This window comes from Neisseria sp. CCUG12390 (assembly GCF_047837985.1).
Lineage (GTDB): Bacteria > Pseudomonadota > Gammaproteobacteria > Burkholderiales > Neisseriaceae > Neisseria.
Genome location: NZ_CP181244.1, coordinates 929,520 through 941,984, shown reverse-complemented (window position 1 = coordinate 941,984; position 12,465 = coordinate 929,520). Strand labels below are relative to the sequence as shown.

Sequence of the window (12,465 nt, the reverse complement as noted above, 5' to 3'; positions counted from 1 at the left end):
AACTTAAACCGCATACTACACATATTCCGCTCCAGAACGGAATCTTTCAAGCAGCATTCAAAACAAAATACACTTTACGAAAAATATCCAATCAATTGCTCACCGGAAACTACCATGATTGACCGCCTTATGCCTATTTTTGCCGTTATCGGTATCTTGTCCAGCACCGCTTACTTAAGCCTCGCGATTTGGGTGCTTTACACCAATCTGCACAAAAAAACCAAAAAACAAGTAAACGTCAAGCAGATTAACGCACACTAAACCCGTTTATCAAACAGCCCGGTTACCACTCCACGCCCGGCTGCTTTCTTTTCGGCCGTCCGAATCCTCAGGTAAACCCTCCCTGATTTACCCCCGGCTTCAGACGGCCAAACTGTACCCGCACAAAACCTTCAGCTTTCAGACGACCTCTCCGCCAGCGCATATTCAATCATCGCTTCACGCAAAGCCTCCAAGCCCAAACTTTTCTCCACCGAAACATTTACCGCTGCCGCCCTGCCGCGATGATCGCGCAAAATTCCGGCCTGCCTTTCGCCTTCCGGCAGCAAATCGATTTTGTTGTACACCACCAACTGCGGCACTTCATGCGCCTTGATTTCCTGCAATACCACGTTCACATCGTCGATTTGGCGTTGAAAATCCGGATTTGACGCATCCACCACATGCAGCAATACATCTGCCGACGCCGTCTCTTCCAAAGTAGCCGAAAAAGCCGACACCAGCTTATGCGGCAAATCGCGCACGAAACCGACCGTATCCGTCAGAATCACACTGGCTTCGTGCGACAGGAACAGCCGCCGCGCCGTCGTATCCAGCGTGGCGAACAACTGGTCTTTCGCCAATACGTCGGCCTTGGTCAGGCGGTTGAACAGGCTGGATTTTCCCGCATTGGTATAGCCGACGATGGCAAAGGTTTTCAGACGGCCTGATTCGCGCGATTTACGCCTTGTGGCACGCTGTTTGCGCACGTTTTGCAACTGCTTTTTCAGCGCGGTGATTTTCTGGTTAATCAGGCGGCGGTCGGTTTCCAGCTGCGTTTCGCCCGGACCTTTCAAACCGATACCGCCCTTCTGGCTCTGCATATGGCCGTAGCCGCGCACCAATCTGCCGCTCAAATGCGACAACTGCGCCAGCTCCACCTGCAGTTTACCTTCCTGCGATTGCGCGCGTTTGGCGAAAATCGCCAGAATCAGGCCGACGCGGTCAAGCACGCGGCATTGCAGTTCTTTCTCCAGATTACGTTCCTGCGTCGGCGTCAGCTCATGATTAAACACCACCAAATCAACATCATGCTGCTTTACCGATGCTGCCAGCTCTTCGGTTTTACCCGTACCGACAAACAGCGCAGTATGCGCCTTATCGCGTTTGGCCGTTTCCACTTTCACCAAATCTCCGCCTGCGGCCCGCACCAATTCCGCCGCTTCGGCCAAGGCCATCTGAAAAGACTGCTCGCGCAGCTCATTGGCACCGGAATAATCCGCACTCAACATCACTCCGACCAACATTACGCGTTCGGGTTTTTCCAAAGATTTATCGACGGGGAACAAACGGGCTTTACTCAAGAGATTTCCTTTTTCAGACGGCCTGAATCAAAAAGCTTATTCTACGTCAAACGCGCCGAACGCGCCTGTTTCAATAAACAAAAGCCGCGGCCTTTGCAAAACTCGGGGCAAAACTGAAAATCGCCGTCATGGGCTGCACAAGTGCGCCGGCTTCCCTGCTTGGGCGTAAACCCAAACTTGTCCGGTTTCAGGAATATTTAAAAATTACAGCAGGTTAAAATTCCGGACTTCCACTTGACAGGTGGAGCGTAGCAGACTTGCGCAGCGAACAACGGCTGTTTTGGCATTCTGGTCATTAATGCGGTTGGCAAGGTTCCAATCGGACCATTTCATCCATGTCCTATACAACGGCTTTTCCAACAAAAAAAGGTTTTCAGACGGCCGTCTGAAAACCTTTTGACGATTCTGTCCGGTTACGGCTTCACGGCCTTTGCCGCTGCTTCGCGCACTTTTTCAGCCGCTTCTTCAATCGCCGCCTGGCTGACTTCCGCTGTGTTTCCTTCAGAAGAAATCTGCGGTTCAACATGTTGCGGCGCAGTTTTGGCAGCAGCTTCCGCCGCAGTATCCGCAACATTTACCGATGCATTATCCAAAGGCTCGGCATCCGGCGCAGTCAGCGGCAGGCGTGCCAGAATGGTGCTCACGCCGGTCACTTTGTCGCCGATGGCCACTTCTGCACGTGCGTCCAGCGGCAGGTAAACGTCAACGCGCGAACCGAAGCGGATAAAGCCGTAACGCTCGCCGCGGCTGATTTTGCGGCCTGCCTGGGTATAACACAAAATACGGCGGGCAACCAAACCGGCCACCTGCACGAATGTAATCTCGCGGCCTGTCGATGTCGTTGCCAACACTGCGTTGCGCTCATTTTCGGTACTGGCTTTGTCCAAATCTGCATTCAGGAATTTGCCGCGGTTGTATTCCACCGCTTCGACCGTGCCGTCAACCGGCGATTTTTGCGAATGCACGTTGAATACGTTCATGAAAATACTGATTTTCAGGGCTTCGGTTTTGCGGTACGGGTCTTGCGCGCGCTCGACCACCACCACACGGCCGTCAACCGGACTCAACACGGCATCGGGGTCTTGCGGGATATAGCGCGCAGGGTCGCGGAAAAACTGCAAGGCGAAAAACGTAAACAGCCAAAACGGCAGCGACAGCCAGTCGCTGACGGCCGTAACCAGCACGCTGGCGACAAAACCGACGGCGATAAACGGCCAGCCTTCACGGGCGATAATCGGGTGCGGATAAGAAGGTTTGTTCATGCGGATTCCTTTTCTATGGGGTTTTGGGCGATTATAGCGGATTATCGCGGCAAATAGTCAGGCCGTCTGAAAAACTATTTGTATTCGTTCAGGTGGACTTTTTCAGACGGCCTTTCAGAAATAACCGCTCATCACATACCCTGCCTGAACATTCAAATCCGTACAAGCCGTCTGAAAACTATTTGTATCTGTTCTGGCAGACTTTTCAGACGGCCTTTCAGAAATAACCGCTCATCAAAATACTCTGTCTGCGCCTTCCGAAATCCGCACAGGCCGTCTGAAAATCCGCCTGCCGCACCGTCAGCCCGACAGACGAAAAGTGCTATAATTCCCTATTCTTCTTTTTATTTTCAGACGGCCTATACATCATGTGCAATCACGACAAACCTCATTCCCACGACAACGACACCATCCGCATCCGCGGCGCACGCACGCACAATTTGAAAAACATTGATTTGGACATTCCGCGCCACAAGCTGGTGGTGGTAACGGGTTTGTCGGGCAGCGGCAAGTCGTCGCTGGCGTTCGACACGCTCTATGCCGAGGGGCAGCGGCGTTATGTGGAGAGCCTGTCGGCCTATGCGCGGCAGTTTTTGCAGATGATGGACAAGCCCGACGTGGATTTGATTGAGGGGCTGTCGCCGGCGATTTCCATCGAGCAGAAATCCACCAGCCACAATCCGCGTTCCACCGTCGGCACGGTTACGGAAATCCATGATTATCTCCGCCTTTTATACGCGCGGGTGGGCACGCCGTATTGTCCCGAACACGATTTGCCGCTGGCAAGCCAAACCGTGTCGCAGATGGTGGATGCCGTCTTAACGCTGCCTGAAGACACGCGCGTGATGATTTTGGCTCCGGCGGTGCGCGAACGTAAGGGCGAATTCGTTGATTTCTTTCACGATTTGCAGGCGCAGGGCTTTGCGCGGGTACGTGTGGACGGCGAAGTTTACCAGCTCGACGAAGTGCCGAAGCTGGAAAAAAACATCAAGCACAATATCGATGTGGTCATCGACCGCGTAAAAGTGAAAGCCGATATGAAACAGCGGCTTGCCGAAAGTTTCGAAACCGCGCTGCGCCACGGCAATGACCGTGCGCTTGCCTTGGAAATGGACAGCGGCGAAGAGCATTGGTTTTCCGCGCGCTTCGCCTGCCCCGTGTGTTCGTACAGCCTGCAAGAGCTGGAACCCCGTTTGTTCAGTTTCAACAACCCGATGGGTTCCTGCCCGACCTGCGACGGCTTGGGCAACATGAATTTCTTCGACCCCGAGCGCGTGGTGCTGCACCCCGAATTGTCGCTGGCGGCGGGCGCGATTAAGGGCTGGGACAAGCGCAACCAGTTTTATTTCCAAATGATACAGTCGCTGGCTGCGCATTACGGTTTCGACGTGAGCACGCCGTTTGAAGGCCTGTCTGAAAAAGTGCAGAAAATCGTGTTGCACGGTTCGGGCAAGGAAGTGATTGATTTCAAATACCTGTCTGAAAAAGGCACCACCTTCAACCGCAGCCACGCCTTCGAGGGCATCATTCCCAATCTGGAACGCCGTTTCCGCGAAACCGACTCCGCCACCGTGCGCGAAGAACTGATGCAGTACCAAAGCCACCGCGCCTGTCCGAGCTGCGGCGGCGCGCGCCTGCGCAAAGAAGCGCGCTACGTTTATGTCGGCAAACAGCCGCTGCACGAAATTTCCGCCTGGCCGCTCACCAAAACCCATGAATTCTTTGAAAAACTCAATTTGGAAGGCAACAAAAAACAGATTGCCGAAAAAATCCTCAAAGAAATCACCGAACGGCTCGGCTTCCTGATTAACGTCGGCCTCGACTACCTCAACCTCGCCCGTTCCGCCGAAACCCTGTCCGGCGGCGAAGCCCAGCGCATCCGCCTTGCCAGCCAAATCGGCAGCGGTCTGACCGGCGTGATGTACGTGCTTGACGAACCCTCCATCGGCCTGCACCAGCGCGACAACGACCGCCTGCTCGCCACCCTCAAACGCCTGCGCGACCTCGGCAACAGCGTCATCGTGGTCGAACACGATGAAGACGCCATCCGCGAAGCCGATTTCGTCGTCGACATGGGGCCGGGCGCAGGCGAACACGGCGGCAACGTGCTGATTGCCGACACACCCGAAAACGTTGCCAAAAATGAAAATTCCATTACAGGCCAATACCTCAGCGGCAAAAAAACCATCGCCGTGCCGTCTGAAAGAACCCCCGCCAACCCCGACCGAATGCTCGTGTTGAGCGGCGCGCGCGGCAACAACCTCAAAAACGTCACCCTCGAACTCCCCCTCGGCCTGATCACCTGCATCACCGGCGTTTCAGGCAGCGGCAAATCCACCCTGATTAACGACACGCTGGCCAAAATCACCGCCCGCGAACTCAACCGCGCCCACGAAGAACCCGCCCCCTACGACGACATCCGCGGCCTCGAACACCTCGACAAAGTCATCAACGTCGACCAATCCCCCATCGGCCGCACCCCCCGTTCCAACCCCGCCACCTACACCGGCCTCTTTACCCCCATCCGCGAACTCTTCGCCGGCGTGCCCCTCTCGCGCGAACGCGGCTACAACGTCGGCAGATTCTCCTTCAACGTCAAAGGAGGCCGCTGCGAAGCCTGCCAGGGCGACGGCGTCATCAAAGTCGAAATGCACTTCCTGCCCGACGTTTACGTCCCCTGCGAAGTCTGCCACGGCAAACGCTACAACCGCGAAACCCTCGAAATACAATACAAAGGCAAAAACATCAGCCAAGTGCTCGACATGACCGTAGAAGAAGCCCGCCAATTCTTCGACGCTGTGCCTACCGTATCCCGCAAACTTCAAACCCTGATGGACGTCGGCCTCGGCTACATCCGCCTCGGCCAATCCGCCACCACCCTCTCCGGCGGCGAAGCCCAACGCGTCAAACTCGCCCTCGAACTCTCCAAACGCGACACCGGCCGCACCCTGTATATCCTCGACGAACCGACTACGGGTCTACACTTCGCCGACATCGCCCTGCTGCTTGAAGTGATAGGCCGTCTGAAAGGCAAAGGCAACTCGATTGTGATTATCGAACACAATCTGGACGTGATTAAAACCGCCGATTGGATTGTGGACTTGGGGCCGGAAGGCGGCGATGGCGGGGGGAGGATTCTGGTTTCAGGCAGCCCTGAGGAAGTGGCTAAGGTTGAGGGGAGTTATACGGGAAGATATTTAAAAAATATGTTATAAAATAAAATCTTTAGATAATTTTATCCCAGTTTGGAAGAAACTATCATGAAAATTGAAACAAAAAATGCATTAGAACTCTTTTTCCCGAAATCAGCCTTATCATTAGTCTATTTTGAAGCAATTGCAAATTCATTAGATGCAAATGCTTCAAAAATTGATATTGAAATAAATATTCAAGACAAAGCTACTTCTGGTACATTACAAATTGATATCAGCGATAATGGAGATGGTTTTACAGATGATAATTTTCAACGATTTGAGAAACTATTGAGTCCTAAAGATAAATCACATAAGGGAATTGGTCGCTTAGTCTTTTTGAAATATTTTAAAAAAATTAAAATACATAGCAAATGGCTAGAAGGAAGCCGCTCATTTATATTTGATAATACCGGCATTGGAAATATAGATAAATCTAATAATGAAAATGATCATAAAATTACAAAATTATCCTTTAATAATTTTAAAGGTGATAAAATTCATTCATATAGTTATATAAAACCAACCGAATTAAAAAAATCTATCATTGAGCATTTTCTACCAAGACTTCATACACTAAAACAGCAGAAAATTCCATTTGAAATTAGTATAGATCTAAAAACAGATCATAATAGTAAGGAGATATATACAGATAAAATTTCCCTTACCAAAGATGATTTACCAGAATTAATTGATTTAGAAGATGATATAAAAATTAGTAGCAATTTAGGAAAAGATTACAAAATTAAACTTTCTTATCTAATTGAAAAAATAGATGAACCTAGTCAATTATTAGTTGCTTTTAATATTGATAATCGTACAGTACCCGCAGAAAATTTTTTGAAAAAGACCATACTTCCTAGCATAGGTTACAGGTGTATTTTTTTATTCTCTTCAGAATTGTTTGATAATTGTACTGATACTTCCCGTCAAAAATTTAATCTTCCCAATGAAATTAGCCAAAATCAGTTGAATAAACTATTAAGAGAGGCTATAGGAAAGCTGTTATCCAATAAAATTCCTGCAATCCAAGAGAAAAATAAAAAAATCAAGCAAGAGTTTGAAAAAAACTTTCCTCATCTAACAGGATATTTTGAAGAAGATACGGTTGGTTTAATCGATAAAGATGAAGCTCTTGAGAACGCCCAGTCCCAATTTTTCAAGGAACAAAAAAAGATTTTAGAAGCTGACAATCTTACTGATAAACAATATGAAAAATCTTTAGAATTTTCTTCTAGAGTTTTAACAGAATATATTTTATATCGAGAAAAAATTATCCAAAAAATGGATGAGCTACTTAAAAATTTAAGCAATGAATCAGAAATTCATAATCTAATTGTTCCTAGATACAGTCAATTAGAACAAGAAAATTTAACTTCTGATGTTTATCAAAATAATGCTTGGTTATTAGATGATAAATTTATGTCATTTAGAACTATTCTAAGTGAAAAAGAAATGGGAAAAATTATCCAAAATATTCGTTTGGATAATGAACCTATTGTTGATAGAACTAGACCTGATATCACATTAATCTTTTCAGCAGATCCTGAAAAAAATGAGAAGGTTGATGTTGTAGTTATTGAAATAAAAGATAAAAATGATGATTTAAAAGATAGTGCATATGCAATCCAGCAGCTATTAGATCGCTCTTATAAGCTGGTTAAATATTGTCCAAATATACAACGTATGTGGTATTACGCAATTATTGATATTGGACATGATATGGGACGACAACTAAGACAAATGGGATATACTCCCTTGTTCTCAAAAGGAAAAATTTATTACCGCGAGAACATTACAGAAGTATATCAAGATGATAATGAACAAAACATTATTGGAAACGTACCAACACCTACTTTTATTGTATCCTTTGATGCAATTGTTGATGATGCAAAATTAAGAAACAACACCTTTTTAAAAATTTTGCGAGAAAATATGAAAAAACTGCAATAGCAAATGTAGCAAGCGTAGGTTGGGTTAGGCCGCTTTAAGGCCGTAACCCAACATTTCAGAACAGCAAACGGTTTTGTTGGGTTTCCAACCCAACCTACGAAAAAGCAAACGTAGGCTGGGTTAGACCGCTTTAAGGCCGTAACCCAACATTTCGGAACGGCAAACGGTTTTGTTGGGGTTCCAACCCAACCTACGAAAAAACGCACGCCATCATCAATGCCTGTCTGAAAACAAGTGTGGCGAGTTTCGCTAAAACATCTTTCAGCAAGCGTAGGTTGGGTTGTAAACCCAACATTTCAGAATGATAACGGTTTTATTAGGTTTCCAACCCAACTCTACGAAAAAACGCACGCCATCATCAATGCCTGTCTGAAAACGAGCAAGCGTAGGTTGGGTTATAAACCCAACATTTCGGGACGGAGAACGGTTTTGTTGGGTTTCCAACCCAACCTACGAAAAAACGCATGCCAGCATCAATATCTGTCTAAAAACGAGTGCAGCGAGTTGCGTTAAAACAGGGTTTCTGTTAGTTCAGTTTGACACAGTGCGATGATTTTTACGCCCCCAAGAGAATATGCTTTTGATAGAAAAGGATATTTTCATGGTAATCATAACTGTGTTCTCGACCAAAGGCGGTACGGGTAAAACGACAGTCACAGCCAACCTCTCTGCCGTTCTGGCAGACATGGGTTTCCGGGTGTTGATGATAGACACCGATGTTCAGCCATCATTAAGCAAATACTTTCCGCTGCACTATCGTGCACCCAACGGAGTGGTGGAATTCCTGCTGGGAAAAAATGATGAAACAACCATCCGTTCCACCATTTCAAACACAATTTATCCCAATCTCGACATTATTTTTTCTAACGATGTGAGCGATGACGTACAGGTTAAAGTTCAAAACCGTCCTGATCGCGCCTTCCTTCTACGCAGTAAGTTGGTTCATCCCTACATTGCCGAAAACTACGATGCTGTCCTGATCGACACACAAGGATCGGTAGGCGTGATACAGGATGCAGCTTGTTTTGCGGCTAATCTCGTACTCTCTCCCATCATGCCCGAAACCCTGAGTGCGCGCGAATTTATTTCCGGTACCCAAGACGCACTTGAACGGCTCGCACACGGTTCAATTATGAATCTGCCGATTCCGCCTCTGCGTGCATTGATTTATGCCCGTGACCGCACCAAAGATGCGCGGATGATTTCCGAACAGATCAGAAAATACTTCAACAGTACGTTGGATCCCAATAAGCGGCTGCTGACATTGGAAATTCCATCGGCTAAAGCCTATAAAGAAGCCACAACGTTGCGGATTCCAGTGCATTGTCACGAATATACCCACGCCGGCAAGTCTTCTTCAGCCCGTCGCCAGATGATTAACCTCGTATACGAACTGTTCCCGTCAATCGAGGAGCAAAAGGTAGAGTGCCACTTATTCGGCGACAACCTCGAAAACCTGCTGCCAGAAGAAAATACAGCGAATTTACCGGCTGAAAACGTTCAAAACGGTGCGGAGGACGGCAGCCATGAATAAAAACACAGTATCTGCCCGTCCGAAACTCACATTGGAAACCGCAGGATTAAGCCTGAACGTACCACAACCGGTGCAGACCGGCATGGACATTGCCCGCAAAGACGATGTTTTTCCGGGGCTGTTCATGAACGTTTCGGTATATGAAATCGATTTCTTCGATAAAAATCCGCGTACTCGGCACGACCCCGAACTGTACCGCCAAATCAAGGAGTCCATCCGTGAGTCCGGCGTACAGCAGCCCGTGCACATTACCCGCAGACCCGATAGCAGCCGTTTTGTGCTGGCACAGGGTGGCAACACCCGCCTGAAAATCTGCCAAGAACTGCATGAAGAAACAGGATTGGAACGTTTTGCCGTCATTCCTGCCATATTTGCCGAATACACATCCGAAGCCGACATCCAAATTGCCCACCTGATTGAGAACGAACAGCGGGCAGAGATGTGCTTTTGGGACAAGGCTCAGGCATATGCGGCCATCCGGGAAATGTTCCAGGCTCAAAGTGATAAAAAACTGAGTTTGCGTGAATTGGAGAGCCTCTTTGTTTCTCACGGCTTGTCTTTAACACATCAAATTCTGGGCTACCTGTTTTTCGCCAAAGATATGTTGTCTTCTTTGAGAGAGAAATGTATCCATTTATCCAATCCCAAAACGATTGAACTCCGCAAACTCTTCAACGAACTGGAAGGCAGCCTGAAAGCCGTGGGACAGCAAGACCGCTTCCTCGGATTCTGGGACAGCACCCTGCAAGAATGGGCGGAACGGCAAACCGAAGCCGACGGCCTAGACACCGCTGCACTGGGAAAATACCTGCAACAGCGGTTCGCCGAAGCATTCGGCGGCATATTGCCGGAACAGCCGCAGCAGACCGCAAAAAACCGTTCTGTCACAGCACACGGACAGAAGCAGGCAACTGCAACAGATGCTTCAGACAATGCAGCGCAGCAACAGGGGACGGACAAAAGCCTACCTGAAAACGGTACGGACGGAACGACGGATTCTGTTACCGTTTCTGACCACGGTAACTCCGACGGCACCGTTACGCCGCCGGTCGATCCGGCTGCGGAACGGCAGCACGGGCAGGAAGCTGCGGCAGAGCCTTTCAGGCAGCCTGAAAACCGCGGAGAAGCCTTGCGCCGCCTGCACCGCTCTGTGCGCAAAATGCTGTCTCTGGTACATCTGGACAACTGTTTCCGCAGTCACGATGCGTTCCGTTACGGCTTCTATATCGAATACCCCGATTTCCACAATATTCCCCAAACACGCCCCGATGCCCTGTTTGTCATCGACAACCTGCATGAAGATGCCGGCGACGTATTCGCGTATCTGACCAAAGTTTCCATGCAGGAATCCCTGCTCGGAAATCCGGATTTGGGCAGCGGCAACCCGCTGTTAAAGCTGCCGGAAAGTTCGCCGCTGCGCATGGCCTACCAAGACCCCGACGTACTTGACGAATACAACGTTATGGGCATCGGCGAACGGGTTTATTTGCTGGATCGGGTATTGTACTGGCAGACCGCCGACACTCCCTACACGGAACCGGTGTCGGAAATCCTGAATGCACTCCGTGTCGTACACCACTACGAAAAACAGGAGAACGGCCATGAGTAAGCAAGTTGCAGAACAATACCGTATCCAAGTCCACGGTCACACACCCATACATACACAAATCCTGTCCGTCCTGCCCGCGTTGCTGGTTTTACCCAAATCACGCAAAGAAGCGGCGGCCAATGCCGTGATGTTGCACCGCTATGCCGACGTATTCGCACAGATACAGGCAATGACTCCCGACCGTTTAATGCAGGTTGCCCGCAGCATGTCCGGTTCGGTGGAAATCCGTATCGACCTTCCCGCCTTACGCAATGCCGTTTGTCGTGTCGCCGGCGATGGGGAACGGTGCGAACGCCACCGTCGGCAGACTGAATGGCTGATACGGCACGGTGCCAGCAACCACATGATACTGATGTTGTGCAGCGAAATATCGGTAGAAGACATTCGCAGGATGCGGCACGAACTCGGTATGCCCGTCTGCAAAGGCCGTCGTTCGGCTCTGCCGATGGAAACCCGTCTGTCCCTGTTGGCCGATTGGCAACAGCTTCAGAGCGAAGAAACCGATACCTTCTCCTGTTACCAAAAACTGGCAAGCCTTTATCCGGAATACAGCTTGGACAGACTGTACAGCACCATCGTATCCGATGAAGCGGAGAGGAGCGGGAGATGAGGACGGACAACCTCCGCGAGAGTCTGCTGCACCATCCCGGCATGGTGCAGCAGGAAACCTACGACCGGGATACCGCCTATCTGGCCGCACTGTGGGACGAACCGGTCAGCTATGTCGTCCAGTTTGCCCAAGCCTTAGACTCGGTTACAGCGGGTTATTTCCTAAGTTGTTATGTTACCCGTTACGGCGAAGGCGAATGGACGGCACTCAACGAACACACCGCTGCTGCCGAAACGGGATTGGGGCGTGGGCAATGGTATGCCGTACGCGACCGTCTGCTGGACAAAGGTGTCTTGATGAACGACCGCAATGTCCACGCTTCATTGTACTGTCTGAACGGAGCAAAACTGGAAGCAATGATGCGTCGGCACAGCAATCTCTCCCTAACGGCCGTGACCGCCCCACCCCTTTCTCTCAACCGTCTGCATCTGCGTACCCTGCTCCACTACGGTCTGTCGGTCAAGGCGTGCCTGTATCTGGCGGTACTCCAATCGGAAACACCGCATACAGCATTTACTGAGCGCGGCAGTTTCAGTAATTGGGTTCTACTGCCTGAAAAAACCGTAACTGAGCGCAGCTACCTGAGCAAACGCGAGCAGCAAAACGCATCGGAAGCCCTGCGTACCGCCGGTTTGATTGAAAACGAGTATAGGGGCTTCCCCCGTATGCGCTACTGCCGATACAGCCTGAAAAGGCTGGCAGAATTGACCGACGGTTATATGCAGACGCTGACCATCTGAAAGA

Annotated in this window: 9 protein-coding genes; 7 read left to right on the top strand and 2 right to left on the bottom strand. The window is 49.6% G+C overall.

Going from position 1 to position 12,465, the window contains the following annotated elements; translation table 11 throughout:
• Positions 1 to 114 precede the first annotated feature (114 nt).
• Complete coding sequence (locus tag ACM67E_RS04390) at positions 115 to 261, top strand: hypothetical protein (protein WP_416192397.1); 147 nt, start codon at positions 115 to 117, stop codon at positions 259 to 261.
• A gap of 131 nt (positions 262 to 392) precedes the next feature.
• On the opposite strand, the gene hflX is transcribed toward ACM67E_RS04390, so the two are convergent.
• Both hflX and ACM67E_RS04380 read right to left on the bottom strand, forming a co-directional pair.
• The gene (gene hflX / locus ACM67E_RS04385) at positions 393 to 1,562 is read right to left on the bottom strand and encodes a GTPase HflX (protein WP_416192396.1); all 1,170 of its coding nucleotides are present in this window, start codon (positions 1,560 to 1,562) and stop codon (positions 393 to 395) included.
• Positions 1,563 to 1,975: 413 nt separating this feature from the next.
• A complete protein-coding gene (locus ACM67E_RS04380) occupies positions 1,976 to 2,824 on the bottom strand; it encodes a phosphatidylserine decarboxylase (RefSeq protein ID WP_416192395.1) in 849 nt (282 codons plus the stop codon).
• Between the two features lie 368 nt (positions 2,825 to 3,192).
• Here ACM67E_RS04380 and uvrA point away from each other — a divergent pair, with 368 nt between their 5' ends.
• The 6 genes from uvrA to ACM67E_RS04350 all read left to right on the top strand — a co-directional run bounded on the left by uvrA (position 3,193) and on the right by ACM67E_RS04350 (position 12,461).
• On the top strand, positions 3,193 to 6,039 hold the full coding sequence (uvrA, locus tag ACM67E_RS04375) for an excinuclease ABC subunit UvrA (protein WP_416192394.1): 2,847 nt from the start codon (positions 3,193 to 3,195) through the stop codon (positions 6,037 to 6,039).
• Between the two features lie 45 nt (positions 6,040 to 6,084).
• A complete protein-coding gene (locus tag ACM67E_RS04370; protein ID WP_416192393.1) occupies positions 6,085 to 7,968 on the top strand; it encodes an ATP-binding protein in 1,884 nt (627 codons plus the stop codon).
• 601 nt (positions 7,969 to 8,569) lie between these two features.
• Positions 8,570 to 9,502 (top strand): ParA family protein, encoded by a 933-nt coding sequence (locus ACM67E_RS04365; protein ID WP_416192392.1) that lies wholly within the window; start codon positions 8,570 to 8,572, stop codon positions 9,500 to 9,502.
• Complete coding sequence (locus ACM67E_RS04360; RefSeq protein ID WP_416192391.1) at positions 9,495 to 11,111, top strand: ParB N-terminal domain-containing protein; 1,617 nt, start codon at positions 9,495 to 9,497, stop codon at positions 11,109 to 11,111. The genes ACM67E_RS04365 and ACM67E_RS04360 overlap by 8 nt, the downstream gene beginning before the upstream one ends.
• Complete coding sequence (locus ACM67E_RS04355) at positions 11,104 to 11,721, top strand: hypothetical protein (RefSeq protein ID WP_416192390.1); 618 nt, start codon at positions 11,104 to 11,106, stop codon at positions 11,719 to 11,721. Before ACM67E_RS04360 ends, ACM67E_RS04355 begins: the two co-directional genes overlap by 8 nt.
• Positions 11,718 to 12,461, top strand: a complete 744-nt coding sequence (locus ACM67E_RS04350) for a hypothetical protein (protein WP_416192389.1) — start codon at positions 11,718 to 11,720, stop codon at positions 12,459 to 12,461. Before ACM67E_RS04355 ends, ACM67E_RS04350 begins: the two co-directional genes overlap by 4 nt.
• Positions 12,462 to 12,465 lie beyond the last annotated feature (4 nt).